Origin of the sequence: Halococcus sp. IIIV-5B (genome assembly GCF_003602035.1) — an archaeon.
In the GTDB taxonomy this organism is placed as follows: domain Archaea; phylum Halobacteriota; class Halobacteria; order Halobacteriales; family Halococcaceae; genus Halococcus; species Halococcus salsus.
In genome coordinates this window covers 68384-86039 of sequence record NZ_QZWE01000001.1, presented here as the reverse complement: position 1 = coordinate 86039, position 17656 = coordinate 68384, and the positions used below count along the sequence as shown (strand labels likewise).

At 65.5% G+C, this 17656-nt stretch carries 18 protein-coding genes; 13 read left to right on the top strand and 5 right to left on the bottom strand.

Going from position 1 to position 17656, the window contains the following annotated elements; translation table 11 throughout:
* Positions 1-10: 10 nt before the first annotated feature.
* The 4 genes from nikC to D3261_RS00365 are packed head-to-tail and all read left to right on the top strand — an operon-like array spanning position 11 to position 3817.
* Positions 11-892 carry a nickel transporter permease gene (gene nikC, locus D3261_RS00380; protein WP_394337570.1) on the top strand — a complete coding sequence of 294 codons (882 nt, stop codon included), beginning with the start codon at positions 11-13 and terminating at the stop codon, positions 890-892.
* A complete protein-coding gene (locus D3261_RS00375) occupies positions 889-1989 on the top strand; it encodes an ABC transporter ATP-binding protein (RefSeq protein ID WP_120067672.1) in 1101 nt (366 codons plus the stop codon). Before nikC ends, D3261_RS00375 begins: the two co-directional genes overlap by 4 nt.
* Complete coding sequence (locus D3261_RS00370) at positions 1986-3056, top strand: ABC transporter ATP-binding protein (RefSeq protein ID WP_120067671.1); 1071 nt, start codon at positions 1986-1988, stop codon at positions 3054-3056. Before D3261_RS00375 ends, D3261_RS00370 begins: the two co-directional genes overlap by 4 nt.
* Entirely contained in the window at positions 3053-3817 is a 765-nt protein-coding gene (locus tag D3261_RS00365) for an FAD-dependent oxidoreductase (RefSeq protein ID WP_120067669.1), read from the top strand. The genes D3261_RS00370 and D3261_RS00365 overlap by 4 nt, the downstream gene beginning before the upstream one ends.
* Before the next feature lie 418 nt (positions 3818-4235).
* On the opposite strand, the gene D3261_RS00360 is transcribed toward D3261_RS00365, so the two are convergent.
* The 5 genes from D3261_RS00360 to D3261_RS00340 all read right to left on the bottom strand — a co-directional run bounded on the left by D3261_RS00360 (position 4236) and on the right by D3261_RS00340 (position 9158).
* Positions 4236-4913, bottom strand: coding sequence for a class I SAM-dependent methyltransferase (locus D3261_RS00360; protein ID WP_120067667.1), 678 nt, complete (start codon positions 4911-4913; stop codon positions 4236-4238).
* Positions 4914-5102: 189 nt separating this feature from the next.
* Positions 5103-5864 carry a hypothetical protein gene (locus D3261_RS00355; RefSeq protein ID WP_199693835.1) on the bottom strand — a complete coding sequence of 254 codons (762 nt, stop codon included), beginning with the start codon at positions 5862-5864 and terminating at the stop codon, positions 5103-5105.
* Complete coding sequence (locus tag D3261_RS00350; RefSeq protein ID WP_120067666.1) at positions 5861-6121, bottom strand: hypothetical protein; 261 nt, start codon at positions 6119-6121, stop codon at positions 5861-5863. The genes D3261_RS00355 and D3261_RS00350 overlap by 4 nt, the downstream gene beginning before the upstream one ends.
* Before the next feature lie 2 nt (positions 6122-6123).
* Positions 6124-7386, bottom strand: a complete 1263-nt coding sequence (locus tag D3261_RS00345) for a GTP-binding protein (RefSeq protein ID WP_120067664.1) — start codon at positions 7384-7386, stop codon at positions 6124-6126.
* A 161-nt stretch (positions 7387-7547) separates the two neighbouring features.
* Positions 7548-9158, bottom strand: a complete 1611-nt coding sequence (locus D3261_RS00340; protein ID WP_120067662.1) for an ABC transporter substrate-binding protein — start codon at positions 9156-9158, stop codon at positions 7548-7550.
* A gap of 296 nt (positions 9159-9454) precedes the next feature.
* Here D3261_RS00340 and D3261_RS00335 point away from each other — a divergent pair, with 296 nt between their 5' ends.
* The 9 genes from D3261_RS00335 (at position 9455) to D3261_RS00295 (ending at position 17649) form a co-directional block, all read left to right on the top strand.
* Positions 9455-10699, top strand: coding sequence for a metal ABC transporter solute-binding protein, Zn/Mn family (locus tag D3261_RS00335; RefSeq protein WP_120067660.1), 1245 nt, complete (start codon positions 9455-9457; stop codon positions 10697-10699).
* Positions 10696-10908 (top strand): hypothetical protein, encoded by a 213-nt coding sequence (locus D3261_RS00330; RefSeq protein ID WP_120067658.1) that lies wholly within the window; start codon positions 10696-10698, stop codon positions 10906-10908. The genes D3261_RS00335 and D3261_RS00330 overlap by 4 nt, the downstream gene beginning before the upstream one ends.
* Positions 10905-11678, top strand: coding sequence for a metal ABC transporter ATP-binding protein (locus D3261_RS00325; RefSeq protein ID WP_120067657.1), 774 nt, complete (start codon positions 10905-10907; stop codon positions 11676-11678). Before D3261_RS00330 ends, D3261_RS00325 begins: the two co-directional genes overlap by 4 nt.
* Positions 11679-11752: 74 nt before the next feature.
* Positions 11753-12784: a metal ABC transporter permease gene (locus D3261_RS00320; RefSeq protein ID WP_394337569.1), complete on the top strand. Its 1032-nt coding sequence runs from the start codon at positions 11753-11755 to the stop codon at positions 12782-12784.
* 123 nt (positions 12785-12907) lie between these two features.
* A complete protein-coding gene (locus D3261_RS00315; protein WP_120067654.1) occupies positions 12908-14089 on the top strand; it encodes an FAD/NAD(P)-binding protein in 1182 nt (393 codons plus the stop codon).
* 83 nt (positions 14090-14172) lie between these two features.
* Positions 14173-15351, top strand: a complete 1179-nt coding sequence (locus D3261_RS00310; RefSeq protein ID WP_120067652.1) for an NAD(P)/FAD-dependent oxidoreductase — start codon at positions 14173-14175, stop codon at positions 15349-15351.
* 2 nt (positions 15352-15353) lie between these two features.
* On the top strand, positions 15354-15533 hold the full coding sequence (locus D3261_RS00305; protein WP_120067650.1) for a 30S ribosomal protein S14: 180 nt from the start codon (positions 15354-15356) through the stop codon (positions 15531-15533).
* Complete coding sequence (locus D3261_RS00300; RefSeq protein ID WP_120067649.1) at positions 15526-17235, top strand: nucleoside recognition domain-containing protein; 1710 nt, start codon at positions 15526-15528, stop codon at positions 17233-17235. Before D3261_RS00305 ends, D3261_RS00300 begins: the two co-directional genes overlap by 8 nt.
* A 3-nt stretch (positions 17236-17238) precedes the next feature.
* The gene (locus tag D3261_RS00295; protein WP_120067647.1) at positions 17239-17649 is read left to right on the top strand and encodes a hypothetical protein; all 411 of its coding nucleotides are present in this window, start codon (positions 17239-17241) and stop codon (positions 17647-17649) included.
* Positions 17650-17656: the final 7 nt, after the last annotated feature.

Sequence of the window (17656 nt, the reverse complement as noted above, 5' to 3'; positions counted from 1 at the left end):
CGCCGATACCGTGACCGGCACGTCCCGACGGCCGACCGACAGCCGATGGCGGCGGTGGTACGCGGCGCTGATGGCGACGAGACTCACGCAGCTCGGTGCCGGTATCGTGGTCGGCCTCGTCGCGCTCGCGACGTTCGGGCCGGTCCTCTCGCCGTACGACCCGACCGCGCAGGCGCTCTTGCACCGCCTGGAGGCTCCATCGCTCGCCCACCCGCTCGGAACCGACCAGCTCGGGCGCGACGTGTTCACGCGATTGCTCTACGGCGCGCGCCTCTCGCTGGGCATCGCGCTCGTCGTGACGACCGTGCGCCTCGTGCTGGGGACGATCGTCGGGCTGGTCGCGGGCTACGTCGGCGGCTGGGTCGACGAGGCGCTGATGCGGCTCGTCGACACGCTCCTGGCGTTTCCGGGTATCGTCCTCGCGCTCGTGATCGCCGGCATTCTCGGCCCGAGCCTCACGAACGTGATGGTCGCGCTCGCGGTCGTCGGCTGGGCCTCGTACGCCCGCCTCGTCAGAAGCAGCGTGCTCTCGGTTCGCGAGCGGGAGTTCGTGACCGCCTCGCGACTGCTCGGCCGCTCGCGTGCCCACGTGCTCGGTCGTCACCTGGTCCCGAACGTCGTCGCGCCGGTCGTCGTGCTGGCGACGCTCGACGTCGGGAGCGTCATCCTTGGCACGGCGGGCCTCTCCTTTTTAGGGCTGGGCGCACAGCCGCCGACGCCTGAGTGGGGGACGATGCTCGCGGCGGGCCGGGACTACCTCCGGACCGCGTGGTGGCTGGTGAACGCCCCTGGGGTGCTGATCATGCTCACCGTCTTCGGCTTCAACCTCCTCGGTGACGGGCTTAGAGATGCTCTTTCGCCGACACAGTCGGCCCAAATCGAACAGCTATGACCGACGCACTTCTTCGCGTCGACGACCTGCACACGCGGTTCGATTCGGACCGAGGTACTGTCCACGCCGTCGACGGCGTCTCCTTCGGCGTGAACCGCGGCGAGATCGTCGGGGTCGTCGGCGAGAGCGGGAGCGGGAAGTCGGTCACCGCCCGGTCTCTCCTCCGACTCGAAGACCCCGGGAAGATCGTCTCGGGACGGATCGACTTCGACGGACAGGACCTGACCCAGGCCGACGAAGCGACACTTCGTCGCGTCCGGGGCGACGATATCTCCATCGTGTTTCAGGACCCCCACGAGACGCTAAACCCGGTGTTCACCGTCGGCGAGCAGGTCGCCGAGGCGGTCCGGATCCACGACGACCCCTCACAGGGACTCCTCGACTTCCTGGGCGTGCCGCCCTGCAGAAAGCGCGGCGCGTGGAAGCGAGCCGAGGAGCGTGCCGTCGAGCTGCTGGATCAGGTCGCGATGCCCGACCCAGCGCGGAGCGCGGACGCGTACCCCCACGAACTCTCCGGCGGGATGCGCCAGCGCGCGATGCTCGCCGTGGCGCTGGCGAGCGATCCCGACCTCCTGATCGCCGACGAGCCGACGACGGCGCTGGACACGACGACGCAAGCCGGCATCCTCCAACGGATACGGACGCTTCGCGACCGACGGGATCTGGGGGTTCTGCTGATATCCCACGACATCGGCGTCGTCGCTCAGACCTGTGACCGCGTTGTCGTCATGTACGGCGGACGGGTGATGGAATCCGGGCCGGTCGACGAGGTGCTGACAGCACCGGAGCATCCCTACACCCGAGCGCTCCTCGAGTGCTCGCCCCGGAATCTGGCTGCCGGCGAGCGGGTCGGGACGCTCGACGGCGACCCACCGGACGCCGTCGGCGGTCACGACGGCTGCCCGTTCGCCGAGCGCTGTCGGCACGCGACGCTCGACTGTCGTGACGGAGCGATCCCCGTCACCGAACCCGAACCCGGCCATCGCGTAGCGTGTATCGAGGCTCCCCTTGAGCCTCACGAGAGACCGACGGTTTCCGGGGGGACGCGAACTCCGAACCCGAAACAGGTCGCCCTCGACGGCGGTGACGAGGAGTGAAAACCCAGACCGCGAACGACCTCGATCGACGACGTGACGCGCCAGTCGTCGAGCTCCGGAACGTCGAGAAGGCGTTCGAGACGACGCGCTCGTTTCTCGATCGGCTGTTGGACGACCCCTCGCCCGCGAAAGCGGTGTGTGACGTCTCGATCTCGGTGAGAGCGGGTGAGACCGTCGGGCTCGTTGGCGAGAGCGGTTGTGGAAAGTCGACGCTGGCGAAGCTCGTCACCGGGCAGCTAACGCCGGAGAGCGGGACCGTCCTGCTCGATGGCGATCCAGTCGCGGGATACGCCACCCGCACCGACGACCAGCTCCGTCGCATCGGCGTCGTGTTTCAGAACGTCAGCGAGAGCTTCGACTCCCGCTGGTCGGTTCGGCGAGCGATCGCGGAGTCGTTCGACCGGGAACGCAGGTCGGCGACGGCCGACCACGTCGCGGAGCTGCTGGAGCGGGTGAATCTCGATCCGGTGGTCGGCGAGCGGTACCCGAGCGAGCTCTCGGGCGGGCAGCTCCAGCGGGTCGGAATCGCACGGGCGCTGGCACACGACCCGGACCTCGTCGTGCTCGACGAACCTGTCTCCGGCCTCGACGTGGCGACGCAGGCCACGATCCTCGACTTGCTCGCGGCGCTCCAGCGTCAGTCAGGGGTCGGCTATCTGTTCATCTCACACGACCTCGACGTCGTCCGGTATCTCGCCGACCGGCTGGCGGTGATGTACGCCGGGGAGGTCGTCGAACGTGGCCCGGCGGCGACCGTCTTCGAGCGCCCGAGTCATCCCTACACGGACGCGTTGGTGCGCGCGGTCCCGAGCGACGATCCGGCCGACCCGTCACCGGAGCCGTTGCCGGGTGCCCCGCCGGACCCCTCGAACCGACCGCCCGGCTGTCCGTTCCATCCCCGGTGTTCGCACGCCGACGAACGGTGTGAACGCCACCAGCCGGGATTCGAGCGGGTCGGTGACGCCCGGTCACGATGTCACTACGCCGCGGCGATAGCCGAAGAGTCGGGAGCGAACGAGCCCGAAACGACCGACCGACCGCAGCACGTCCCCCGATCCAATCCATGAACACAGACTCACCGACCGAGACGGACCGATTCGTCACGACCGACGACGCCGCCGAAACGTACGACGTGATCGTCATTGGCGGTGGACCCGCCGGATCGTCGGCCGGCGTGTTCACCGCTCGGGCCGAACTCGACACGCTGATCCTCGAAGACGGGCGCTCGACGTTACAGAAGTGCGCCCACCTCGAGAACTATCTCGGCTTCCCCGCGGGGGTCAGACCGAAACTCTTCGTGGCGCTGATGCGCGACCACACCGCGACGAGCGGCTGCGACCGACTGCGGGAGTCCGCGACGACCGTTCGTCCGGACGAGCGAGCCCGGTTCGCGGTCGACGTCGCGGACCGAACCATCCGCGCCGACGCCGTGCTGGTCGCCTCGTGGTCGCACATCGAGTATCTCGACGGCTTCGAGGTCGAAACCGTCGTCGAGGAGCACGGCGACATCGAGGTGTTGCCCGCCGACGAGGCCGGGCGAACGGCCGTCGACGGGCTCTATGCGGCCGGACGCATCGCACAGGAGCCTCACCAGGCGATCGTCAACGCGGGAGCCGGAGCCCGGACCGCACGGGCGATAATCGACGACCAGCGTCCCGAGTTCTACAACGACTGGGTCGTTCCCGAGGGCTACTACGACTACTGGGACCGGGAGGTTCCGGCGGGTGTCGAGGAGATATCCCACGAGAAGCGACAGGAACGGGTCGAACGCTCCGCTGCGGTGATGGAGTCGTACTTCGCGCGCGACAAGGACGTGGACGGTCGTTGAGACGAGCTCCATGTACGAACCGTCTCGTGCAGCCGCTCCGGAACGTCAGCCGACGAGCGACCCGGACGACGGCCGCACCGCTCGGCAGGAATTTCGCTCGGAAAGAAGGGACGGCTCAGGCGCCGACGCCGAGCGTCTCCAGTTCCTCGGCCGAGTACTCCGCGCGGAGCTGTTCGGTCGAGTGTTCTTCGAGCACCGCGGATCGCTCGGTCTCGCTCATCTCGCTCAGGTCACTGAAGCAGTGGCACATTGCAGTTCGATAGTGAGGGCGACGAGACCAAAAACCCTGTTAGCACGCATTTATGCCTTGTGTAATACGGTATTCGGAATAACAATTCTTGGCAACTGTGGTCTCAGCGTTGCGATTCGACGGTCGTGCCGGTCGAAGTAGTGGACGCGGACCCGGTACTGAGACGTCTTAGGGGACGTCCCCAGCGATGACGTACTGTTCGTACTCCGGCGTCTCGCCCCAGAGAACTTCCGCCATCAACGGTTCGTGGCTGACGTTTTCGAGCCCTTCCGCCCGCAGGAACTCAGAGAGCTCCTCGGGGGAGCGGCCGTCGTAGAGCGGCAGGTCGTCGTGGACCCTCTCGTAGCCGGCGAACGGACCGGAAAAGTCCCAGTGGCCCTCGATGAGGACGATCCGGCCACCGGGCCGAACGACGCGACGCCACTCTCCTATCGCCGCGGCTGGGTCCGGCAGCGTCCAGATGAGATGGCGGGCCGTCACCGTGTCGTACGCGTCGTCGAGGTCATCCAGCGCTTCGGCGTCACCGACATCGAAGTCGATGGAGTGCCCCTTTTCTCGAGCCTTCTCACGGGCCCGGTCGAGCATCTCCGTCGAGTAATCGACCCCGCTGACGTCGTGACCGAGGTCCGCCAACAACGACGAGATGACGCCGGTTCCACAGCCGACATCGAGGATTCGCTGTGGCGCGTCACCCGTCCACGTGTGCAGTACCGACAGCCACGCGTCGTGTTGGGCTTCGTTCTTCAGTGCGTGCTGACTGTCGTCGTCGTACGTTTCGGCCCGGTCGTTCCAGTAGGCGCGGACCTCGCCCTTGATCTCCGTCGGCGACCGGTTCGGTTCCGTCACGACGGGTCACCGCTCCGTGTACCCTCGACGTATCGGTGTCGGGATCGGCGAGGATACCCCTCGACGATACTGCTCGTCGCCGTCAACGTTCGGTTACTATCGGACATTGCCATCGATCGTGTTTGCTGTGTTGTTTCCATCCACTTGCTTTCCGGGATGTCGTTGTTTCGGTCCACGAGGAACTGAGGGCTAGTCGTTCGGGCTGGCTCCTCGCGAGCGGGCGATGACGTGGCCGTCGTGACACCGGCAGTTACATCGGAAGAAATCCGCCGCGTAACCGCCGTCTCGGAATCGGCGAACGACAGCGAGCGCCGCCGCTTCATCCTCGACTTCGACGTTGACGACTGACCGGTGACCACCGTCGAGCGCGGCCATCGCTTCGAAACCGTCCATCCGCTCGGGCTGGAGCGATTCGAGGAGGAGCGCCTCGGTCGTCCACCCCGCGAACTCGGGCACCGTCCCGGCCAACGTGGTCTCGTCTTCGTAGAAGTACTCCGCGAGGTCGGGGCCGTCGAAGGCTCCGAGTTCCTCACGGTGGCATTCCTCGAACCGATTGACCACGAGGAAGACGTCGAGATCGATCCGGTCGGCGACGCGTTCGTACCGAGCCACGCGGTCCAGTGTTCCGGGCGTCGCGACGACGAAGGCGGTATCGAGCGTCTCGCTCGCGCGTTCGAGGGCGGCCGTCCCGGCGGGAGCGTCGACGACCGTCCAGTGGATGCCGAGCGGACCGAGCTCCGCCGGTGCCGATGGCGACCGCTCGATCCTCGTCGTCGCCTCGCCGACGACGTCGAGAGCGGTTCGCTCGCCGAGGCGGTTCGCGACGACCGTCGCGATGGTCGTCTTCCCGACGCCCGCGGGTCCGACGAACCCGATTCGTCGATGATTCTCGGGGGGCTCTCGCTGCCCGTTCGGGTCCTCCGTTGGTGAGGACCGAGAATCGATACTCATTGTCGGGCTTGCTTTCTGATCGCGGTATCGACCGTCCGGTCGGCGGCAATCGATTCGAGCGCCGCCGTCGCGCCAATTCCTCTCAGCTCCGACACTGCCTCCCGTCGGAGGCTACCGTGGATCCCGTTCGTCCGCGTGATCGTCGCCAGCTGTGAGACGGCGTCGAGCTGTCCGAGTTCGTGAATCGCCTCGTGGCGTATCTCACGCGATGCGGATTTTGCGACGACCTGCTGAAACAGGCTGCGTTCGCTCGACATTGTCAGTCCGCTAGCCCCACTTCTTCGGCGCTGGTCTCGTTTTCGACCGGTTCGTCCTCGGGTTCGAGTTCGAACCGTGGGAAGCGATCCTCGAAGGCCGTCCAGTCGGCAGCCATCTCGTCGTCGGTCAGGGTCGCCGCGTCGAGCGCCTCATGGATCTCCTCGTGGTCCATCTCGGTCCCGATGAGGACCAGTCGAGTCCCTCTATCGCCCCACTGCTCGTCCCAGACCTCCGCTAACTCCGGATTGGCCTCGAGGGTGGCCTCGCGCTCGTCCGCCGGAAGCGCCGCGATCCACTCGCCGGCGGGGGCGATCCGAATGGACTGGCCGGCGACGTCCACCCCGAGCGCTGTCTCCTCGCGCCCCGCCAGCCAGAAGTGGCCCTTCGACCGGACGACGCTCGTCGGGAACTCGTCCAGTAGGTCCGCGAACCGCTCCGGATGGAACGGCCACCGGGACTCGAAGACGAACGAGGTGACACCGTGTTCCTCCTCGGCGGACGCGTGTGGCTCACGGAGCTCCTGGAGCCAGCCGGCGGATTGGCTCGCCGCCTCGAAGTCGAATCGGCCGGTACCCAGGATCTCGTCGGGATCGACCGCGCCGTGCTCCGTCCGGATGATCTCCGCACGTGGTTGGAGCACACCGATCATCTCCTCGATCTCGTCGAGGGTCGCCTCGTCCACGAGGTCGCACTTGTTCAGGAGGAGGACGTCACAGAACTCGATCTGTTCGACGAGGAGAGTCCCGAGCTCCTTCTTGGTGTCGCCGTCCATCAACGACTCCGTCGAGTCGAAGGCCGTCCAGAACTGATGAGCGTCGACGACGGTGACGGTCGTATCGAGTTCGTAGTAGTCCATCACCTCGACACCGGTCTCCTCGTAGAACTCCGTGGGGTCGAGGTCGGACTGGTCGAACCCCATCGTGAGCGTCTGGGCGACCGGTAGCGGCTCGGCGACACCCGTCGACTCGATGACCAGCTGGTCGAACTCCCGGGTCCGTGCGAGCTTCGCGAGCGCGTCGAGGAGGTCGCCGCGGAGCTCACAACAGATACAGCCGTTCGAGAGCTCGATCAGGTCCTCGTCCTCGCCCGAGATGTCCGAGTGTTCGGCGACGCGCTCGGCGTCGACGTTGACCTCACCCATGTCGTTGACGAGCACCGCGATGTCGAGGTCCGTTCGCGCCTGCAGAAGGCTGTTCAGCACGGTCGTTTTCCCCGCACCGAGGTTGCCGCTCAGTACGGTGACGGGGATCGTCTCTCGACTCATCGTTATTAATGATATAGGCGATGTTATTTATGTTTGGCTATTTAGGCCGATCTCTTGCTAATGATGGCCGGGACGAACCGGAGACACGAGTCCTCGACGCGAGATCCATTGACACACGGGTTACGACCGACAGTAAAATGGCTCTCGAAATGTAACCGGGGTTACGTACTGGACGGCACCGAAACATCCGCAAGTCGATACTGGTTGCCGACCGGATGGGTAGGGTCGAACCCTTTGACCGACGAACGGGTACCGTGTACCACGGTCATGTAGCTCTGATAGCTGACCGGGAGGTCCTCCATTACGATGGCCTGAACACGGTCGTAGTGTCGTTTTCGCTTCTTTCTGTCCGGCGTGGTTCGGCCCGCCTCCAGGAGTTCGTCGACGGTCTCGTTCTCGTAGCCGGTGTCCATGTACGAGTCCTCGGAGTGATAGAGCGAGGCGAGGTTCTCCGGGTCGGACGGGTAGGCGAAGGTCGTCCGTGCCTCCATCGTGGTATCGAAGTTGCCCTGTTTCTTGGCTTCGAGCATCGTCGACCAGTCCGTGAGTTCGAGGTCGACTGCGAAGCCGACCCGTTGCAGCTGTGCCTGCATCGCCTCCGCAAGCGTCCGGAAGTTCGCGCGCGTCGGGTAGGTGTGGAGCGTGATCTCCAACGGCTCGCCGTCGCGATATCGGACGCCGTCACGCATCGTCCAGCCCGCTTCGTCGAGCAGCGTCCCGGCCTTCTTCGGGTTGTGTGCGTACGGCGTGAGGTCGTCGTTCGCCCAGTAGATGTCCGGCGGCCAGGGACCGACGCCGACTTTGCCGACGCCTTCGAGGACGTTCTTCACGTTGGCTGCCTCGTTGAATGCGTAGTTCGCGGCCTGACGGACGCGCTTCTCGGCGAAGGGACCCGAGTCGGTGTTGAACGCCAGGCACCGCGTCTGGGTCTTCGGCTGGAGGGAGACCTCCGTGTTCGGATCGTTCTCGAACGCATTCACCGATGTTATCGGCTGGTTCCAGACCATATCCAACTCGTCGTTGAGCAGTTTTAACTCACGAGTCTTCCCCTCGACGACCACCTCGAACTCGATCCGATCGAGCCCCGGCCGTGGCCCGTAGTACTCCTCGTTGCGGACCGCGACGAGCCGTTTGTCGGGGGTCCAGGATTCGACCTCGAACGGTCCCGTAAACACCGGATCGAACGTCGCATTTTTGCCGGTCGCTTGGGGGCGGGCGATGGCTGCATCGTTTAATCCGAAGAACGCTGGAAGAGGTGTGAAGGGTTCATCGAGATCGATCCGAAGCCGGTGTCGGTTCTCGGTGGTGATCGACGTGATCGGAACGGAGGCAGTGACCGACTCCTCGCTCGACTCGCCGACCGAGAACGCCCGTTTCAACGACCATCTGGCGGCGTCAGCGGTGAGCTCGGTGTCGTCGTGAAACGTCACGTCCTTTCGGAGGTCGAACCGCCACGAACTCGCGTCGTCGTTCGGTTTCCACGAAGTCGCGAGGGATGGAACGAGCTTGAGATCGTGGTCGACCCGAACGAGACATTCGTGTAAGCCGCTCCAGCGCGGGAACCAGGAGGACAGGATCGGGTCTAAGGAGTCTTGATCGAACGATGTACTCAACCGGAGAGTACGCGTTCCCTCGGGTTGCGCTCCGTTGGTTGTCGAAGCCGTTCCGTTTCCTGCTCCGGACGGGTTGTTACTACTACATCCGGCGACGACGCCTGCGGCTCCGACGGCAAGCCCGCCGAGCATGTGTCGGCGCGAGTACCGTCGGCTCATCGATGCGGGCACCGCCGAAGCTCGCGGCCATGGCGTTTGGTTAAGCGGTCCGAGGTCTTTCTGTCCCGCGTACACGGGCGGTCGGCCAGCACCGTGACGGGATTCGTGTTTCCATCCATGCGTTATTAACGACAGCCTATTTTTTATTTAAGCTTACCTATTTAGTGCTACCAGTTGTTAATATTGGTGCCGAAGTCAGCGATGGATCGCTACCCGCTTCTCTCGCACACATTTGTTAACGAGACTATATCGAATCACAACTGTTATTATGTCAAAGCTCTAGATTAGCAATCGAGATGACGAAAGGCTACACACGGCGGCGGGTTCTGGTCGGTGCTGGGGCGGCGGGAATCGGTGGCGTCGCCGGCTGTCTCGGCGGGAACGGAACCGGAAACAGCAACGGAAGCGACAACGGGAGCGGATCCGGTGGCGGTAGCAACGGCTCGAACAGTAGTGTCGAGACGTCGAACGCGTCCGGCGAGCAGAAGACGGCGCAGGCGTCGTTCTTCGTCTTCGGCGACTTCGCTTCGCATGTCGCCGGCGACGCCGCGACGGCGAACACGCTCGTTCCGGTCGGCCAGCACGGTCACGGCTGGGAGCCCGGACCACAGATACAGGGCACGGTGCTCGATTCCGACCTGTTCGTCCGTGGGATGGAGGGGTTCCAACCGTGGGCGGACGACCTCGTATCAAGTCTTCAGGGAGACAACGCGGACGTGACGGTCGTCACGGTGGGCTCGAACGTCGAGCTGCTCGAAGCCGGCGGGGATCATCACCACCACGACGAGGAGGAAGGTCACCACGAGAACGAGAGCGCTGGCAACGAGTCAGACCACCACGAGCATCACGAAAACGAAAGCGAGGGCGAGCATCACGACCACGAGGGTGAACACCACGACAACGAGAGCGAGCACGAGCATCACGAAAACGAGAGTGAGGACGAGCACCACGAGCACGAAGGCGAGGAGGGTGGACACCACGACCACGAACACAACCTTCCGGGTGGGATGGACCCCCACTTCTGGCTCGATCCTATCCGCGCGAAGACGGCCGTCGGCACCATCGAACAGGGATTCACGGAGATCGGTGGTGGAAACGGGGACGCGTTCGCAACGAATGCCAACGAGTACCGGTCGCGGCTCGACGACCTCCACGGCAGCTTCCAGTCCAAGCTGAAGAACGCCTCGAAGGGAGTCGTCTTCATCGCGGGCCACAACGCCTACCAATACCTCGCCGAGCGGTACGATTTCGAGGCGGAGACGCTGACCGAGCTCTCGCCGGACGACCAGCCGACGCCGCGGGACATCGAACGCGCCCAGGAGATCATCGGCGAACACGACCTCGAATACGTTCTCGCGGATCCCCTCGAATCCCAGAAGGCGGCGAACCAGCTCGTCGCCGAGACCGACGCGAAGGAGGTCCTCCCGCTCACCCCGATCCCGGGCCAGACCCAGGAGTGGGCCGACAAGGAGTGGGGCTACGTCGACATCATGGAGCAGGTCAACCTGCCGACGCTGGTGAAGGCGCTCGACGCGCGATGACGAGGATGGCCCGAACGATGCCCGACGACCGACCCGGCCCGCTTTCGGCTCCCGAGAGACAGTCGGAGCTACGTGCCGTCGTCGAGACCGCCGAGGACGGGCGGCGGAGCTGCACGGTCTACCCGCCGGACGCGACTGGGGTCGACCTCATGTCGCAGTGGATCACGGCGAGCGAGAATTCGTTCGTCGAAGCCGGGGCGGTCGAGTGACGCCGTCCGACCCGACATCCCGAGATGACGATGACGGACCAGTCGCTAGCGTCGAGGACGTCACCTTCGCGTACGCCGAGCGGCCCGTGCTCGACGGAGTGACGCTCGATATCGAGGCCGGGACGTTTCTCGGGCTCGTGGGCCCGAACGGCTCGGGGAAGACGACGCTCCTCGAACTCGTCCTCGGGCTCCGCCGTCCCGACCGGGGCTCGGTGCAGCTGTTCGGTGAGCCCGCTCACGCCTTCGACGACGGCGAGCGCATCGGCTACGTCCCCCAGCAGTCGGCGGCGACCGAGCGGATGCCGGTGACGGTTCGGGAGGCGGTCACGATGGGGCGGTATCCACACCGACCCCTGGGACGGTTCTCGGCGACCGACCGGGACGCCATCGACGATGCGCTCGACCGAGCCGGGATCGCCGAGCTGAGTGACCGGCGCGTCGGGAAACTCTCAGGCGGCCAGCGCCAGCGCGTGTTTCTCGCCCGCGCGCTCGCCGCCGAGGCCGACCTCCTCGCGCTCGACGAGCCGACCATCGGCGTCGATGCCGAGTCACGCGAGCGGTTCTACGGACTCCTCGGCGACCTGAACGCCCGCGGGTTGACGATCGTCCTCATCGAACACGACATCGGGGTCGTCACCGAGCACGCGACCCAGGTCGCCTGTCTGAACCGCCACCTCTACTTCGACGGGAAGCCGGAGGAGTTCGTCGCGACCGACGCGCTCGCGAACGCCTACGGGACCGAACAACACGTGCTCCAGCACGGCCACTGACCATGTTTGGTCCCGCTCACCACCTCGTATTCACGGTCGTCGGCACGCTCGCCGCCGGTATCCACCCATCGGGGATGGCTATCGAGCCGCCAGTAGGATTTCTCTCGGGTGCGACGAACGCATTGGATTGGTTTCTCACGGCGGTCTACGGTACGGCAATGAACTGGCTGAGCGAGCTCCTCGGCGTGCGGATGCTCGGCTATCCCTACATGCAGCGGGCGTATCTCGCGGCGGTCTGCATCGCCGTCATCGGCCCGCTCGTCGGGACCTTCCTGGTTCACCGAGAGATGTCGATGATCGGTGATACGCTCGCGCACACGGCCTTCGCGGGCGTGGCGGTCGGTCTGTTCGTGAACACGACCCTCTCGCTGGCCCTCCCGCCGCTGCTGACCGCGCTCGTCGTCGCCGTCGTCGCCGCGTTGCTCGTCGAGGTGTTGGTCGAGTACGCCGACGCCTACACCGACATGTCCCTCGCGATAGTGCTGACGGGCGGGTTCGCGCTCGGGAGCGTGCTCATCAGCGCGACGGGTGGCGACATCGCCGTCGGGATCGACGCGTACCTCTTCGGGACGTTGGCGACCGTCTCGACCGGGAGCGTCGGGCTCCTGTTGGCGATGACCGGGCTCGTGACCGGCGTCGTCGTGTTGGCGTACCGCCCGCTGCTCTACGTGACCTTCGATGAAACCGCTGCTCGGGCCGCCCGGGTCGACGTCCCGCTGTTCAATCGGTTACTGGTCGTCCTCACCGCGTTCGTCGTGGTGAGCGCGATACAGATCATGGGCGTCATCCTCGTCGCCGCGATGTTGGTCGTCCCGGTCGCAACGGCCACCGGAGCCCGGAGCTTCAAACGCTCGCTCGTGTTCGGTGTCCTCGCGGCCGAGGTCGCCGTCGTCGCCGGTGTGAGCCTCTCGTACGTCTACGGGCTCGCCGCCGGTGGCTCGGTCGTGCTCGCCGCGATAGCGGTCTACGTTCTCGTACTGATCGGGCGACGCGTTCGCTCGAACGTCGGAGGTGCGGGGCTCGGGTGGCGTCGGAGGCTGGGGACGATGCGCTCCACGAACTCGGCACGAAGCGCCGAACCGGACGGCGGTCGGGAGGACGAGTGAGATGACTGCGATACGTTCGCACGCGGAGTGTGTGCTCGTGTCACACCTGCTTTCGAGGTGTGGTCACGGATCGTCGAACGTCGGTCAGAGATCCAGTGACACGAACGACGCATAACTCGAATCATGTATGACTACGTGATAATCGGTGGCGGCATCCACGGGACGTACGTGGCGAACTGCCTCCTCAGCGATGCTGGATACAGCCATTCGGACATCAGGATCGTCGAACCCCGAGCGGAGCTACTCGACTCGTTCGCGAGCAAGGCTCGCCGATGTGGGATGGAGAGCCTCCGATCGCCGTTTGTCCACCACATCGACACGGAGCCGTTCTCGCTTCGGTCGTTCGTCGAGGGGGCCGAGCGCGATGGCGAACTCGTCCCGACGACGAGCCACCCGAACCGGCCGACGCTCGACGTCTTCCTCGACCACGCCCGGGACACCATCGAACGCGGCCACATCGAGCGGTGCCACGTCCGGGCGCGGGCGAACGGTATCACCGAACGACACGGTGCGTTGGAAGTAGAGACCGGCGAGGGCGAGTTCGCGACTCGAAACGTGGTGCTCGCCATCGGTCCCGGTGGCGGGCGAACCCGCCCGGAGTGGACTGAGTCACTGCCCGACGGGGCGCCAGTCGTCCACGTCTGGGACGACGCGTTCGATTCGGCGGAAACGGCAGTCGATGGCCGGACGGTCGTCGTCGGCGGCGGGATCACCGCTGCACAGGTCTGCTGTCGGCTTGCAGGGAGCGCCGACGTGATGCTTCTATCCCGTCATCCCCTGGAGAACACGTTGACGGAAGCGGACCCGCGCTGGATGAACTGGGACCACATCGAGAAGGAGATACATCCGCTCCCGGCGGGTTCGCAAGCCCGCTACAACCGGATTCGGGCGGCGCGCAACGACGCGACGATACCGCCGTACGTCGGAGAGCGGCTGGTCGCGGGGCGTGAACGGGGGGAAATAGACGTTCTCATTGGGGAGATAGCGTGTACCTCTCCGACGGACGACGGCCTCCTCGTTCGGCTCCGGGACGGCACGGCGATGACCGTCGGGCAGGTCGTCCTCGCGACCAGGTTCGACCCAGCCCCGGAGCATCCGCTGGTGAGCGCCGTCGCCCAGTCGCTCTCGCTCGAACGCGGCACGAACAGGTTCCCCGTCCTCGACGACCACACGCTCGCGTGGCGACGACGCGATAGCACGAATTCGAACGTCTACATCTCGGGGGCGCTCGCCGAGCCGACCGTCGGCCCATTCGCTCGGAACATCATTGGCGCACGTCGAGCTGCCGAACGGCTCCTCGCGTGAGTACGCAATCACGATTCACGCGTTATTAAAATAGAATCATAGATTATTTATTCTTGGCTAGCAAGACTATCTAGTTGTTAACAGTGAATTCGAACGAAGTCCGCAAATACGAGTCACTCGACGTGGTGGTCGTCGGAGCGGGTGCTGCAGGGGTCGGTATTGGAACTGTGCTCGCCGACCTCGACTTCGACTCCTACACGATCCTCGAACGGGACGTGGTCGGCGCGTCGTTCCAGGAGTGGCCCGAGGAGATGCGGTTCATCACCCCGTCGTTCCCGAGCAACAACTTCGGCTGCCGGGACCTGAACGCCGTCACCGTCGACACCTCACCCGCGTTCGCCCTCGACCGCGAACACCCGAGCGGCGAGGAGTACGCCGAGTATCTCCGGGCAGTCGTGGAGTTTCACGACCTACCCGTTCGGACCGGCGTGGCGGTCGAGTCGATACAGCGAGCCGACCCCGATATCGAAACATCGGGTGAACGTACCGATGGATTCGTGCTGCATACCTCCGCCGGCGTCATCCGAAGCCGGTTCGTCGTCTGGGCGGCCGGCCAGTTCGGACAGCCGAACGATGACCCGTTTCCCGGTGCGGAGTACTGCGTCCACAACTCGCGAGTCGACTCCTGGCGCAGTTTCGCGAACGACTGCGCGGACGACCCGATAGTCGTCGTCGGTGGCTACGAGAGCGGTATCGACGCGGCGCTCACGCTTGCGGATTTAGATAGAGAAGTCCTCGTGGTCGACGAAACGGGGCCGTGGCAGTTCCGGGGACCGGACCCGAGCGAAGTGCTCTCACCCTATACGAGCCAGCGGATGCAGCGGGCGTCCGATACCGACGCGCCGGTCGCCCTCGAAGACGGGATCCGCGTCGAGCGTGTCGATATCGAGGACGGGACGTTCGTCGTGCGCGGCACCGATGGAGAAGCATTTCGGACGCGCAATCCACCGGTGCTCGCGACGGGGTTCGAGAGCACGCTCGGGCCCGCCGACGGGCTTTTCGAGGTCGAGAGCGGCCATCCTCGACTCACGGACCGGGACGAGTCGACCGTCGCTCCCGGCCTGTTCCTCGTCGGCCCGCAGGTCGCACACGACGACCAGGATTTCTGTTTCATCTACAAGTTCAGACAGCGCTTCGCCGTCGTCGCCGACGAGGTCGCCGCCGGACTCGACGTCGATCGCGATCCGCTCGAAGCGTACCGCGAGGAGGACATGTTCTTGGAGGACCTGGCCTGCTGCGAACCGGACATCTGTGATTGCTAACCGTGACACGAGAAACTCCCGAGAGAGACGACGGCACCGAGCGCTCGAGCGGCACGGACGACCGACACGTCTGCTGGATGACCGGGCGCGAACAGGGGCTCGTCGGGAAGTACGACATCTGGCTCTGTCGGCAGTCGTTCCGCGAACTCGCCCCGAAGATGGGCTTCGAGAAGTATGAGTGAGGCACGGCCGCGGTCCGTGGATGACCGATCGACGGCAAACGGTGAGAAGGAGACCGTCGTGGTCGTCGGCAAGGAGAGCGTCGGGAAGTCGGAACTCGTCGCGGGGCTCTCCGGCACGACGCCGACGACCGGGAACTTCAGAGGCACGACCGTCGACATCGAACGGTACGAATCGGACGAATTCGTCTTCGTCGACACGCCCGGTATCCTGATCGGGGCGGACACCGAGACCACCCGAACGGCGATCAAGGCCGTCGAGGACACCGAGACGGTGTTGCTCGTCGTTCGCGCGACGACCATCGACGACGACCTCGAGGACCTGCTGCCGCTGGTCCAGGGAAAGGTCGGCGCAATCGCAGTGACGTTCTGGGACAAGGTGGAGAACCGGGCCGAGGCGCGCGCCGAGATCGACGCGCTCGCCGACGACCTCGGGGTTCCGGTCACCCCGGTGGACGCGCGGGACGTTTCCCGCATCGCGACCGACGGCGGCGCTGGGGCGGTCGACGGAACCGACCGGGACCGGCTCGTCGGCGCGCTTCGGAGCCCCGACGAGTTTCCGGGGCGCGTTCACCGGCGGACGGGGATCCACCTCGATCCGCCAAAGACGGTCATCGAGCACCCGGTCGCCGGTCCGCTCGTCAGCGTCGCCCTGCTCCTGTTGCCGGCCGCGGCCGCGGTCCACTTCGCGAACGCCGTGGCCGCCGAGCTCTCCCCGCGGGTCGAGACGCTGCTGGAACCCGCAGTCGAGTGGGCGAACGGGCTCCCGGGGCCGCTCGCGGCGGTGCTGGGCGGGGACTACGGGCTGCTCTCGATGGGACCGTTCCTGTTCGTCTGGGCCGGCCCGACGATCCTCATCTTCGCGGTCTTCATGGCGGTCTACAAGAAGAGCGGGCTCATCACGCGGATCACCACGTCGCTCCACCCCTACCTCCGGCGGGTGGGTCTCACCGGCCGCGACCTCGTTCGCGTGGTCATGGGATTCGGCTGTAACGTTCCCGCAGTCACCAGTACCCGTGGCTGCTCGGACTGCACGCGCGGGACGGCCGTCTCGGCGATCGGCTTCGGGTCTGCTTGCTCGTACCAGTTCCCGGCCACGCTCGCCGTCTTCGCGGCGGTCGACATGCCGTGGCTCGTCTTCCCCTATCTCGCCGTCCTCACGACCACGACGCTGATCTACGCCCGCCTGATCGCCCCCGAACGGGCGCGAACCGCGTCGCTCGCCACCGACAACCGCGCGTTCCTCCAGTGGCCGACCTGGCGGGCCGTGTGGCGCGAGACCAGAACCGTGATCCGGAGTTTCTTCGTGAAGGCGCTTCCCGTCTTCGCCGGTATCGTCTTCGTCGCGTCGATCCTTGACTACGTCGGGATCCTCGACGCGATGGGCGAGGCCCTCTCACCAGTGATGGGACTGTTCAACCTCCCCGGCGAGACGGCGCTCGTCGTCGTGATGGGCTCGATCCGCAAGGACGGGCTACTCCTGCTCCAGTCGGACGGACTCAGCGGCACGCTGTCAGCGATGACGCCCGTCCAGGTGCTGACGGCCGTCTACCTCGCGGGCGTGTTGCTCCCCTGCCTGGTGACGGCGATCACGGTTGCAAAGGAACTCTCTCCGAAATATGCAGGACGGATGCTGTTCCGACAGGCGGCGGCGGCCGCCGGTTTCTCGTTCCTCATCGCGTGGGGTGGCGCGCTTCTCCTGTAGCCGATGGCTGACAACAGCATGACGCTCGCGTTCGAGCTCGCCGCGCTCCGGCGGACCCGTGATCCACAGGCGGTGGTCGTAGATGCGCGGCGATGGGCGCGGACCGTGGGGCTTCTCTCGGCGGATCCCGTGGCTGCTCATGGCTTCTGTGCCGAGCACCTCGTCCGTCGTGACTTCCGAGCGAGGCCGACCGCCTGGGACCTCCGGGATCTCAGTACACAGTTCGAAACCGAGCGATACGTTCTGGTTGGAACGACGCCCGATAGACCGATGTATCTTCCCCGACAGCGATGGGAGTACCTGCCGCTTGTGGACGCCGCCACCGCTGCTGGCTGGGACATCGAGCAGCCGGAGCGAGGACGGGCGAGTCGATTGACTGCGTGGTTGAATCGCGCGCTAGGAGATCGGGACTAAACGAACT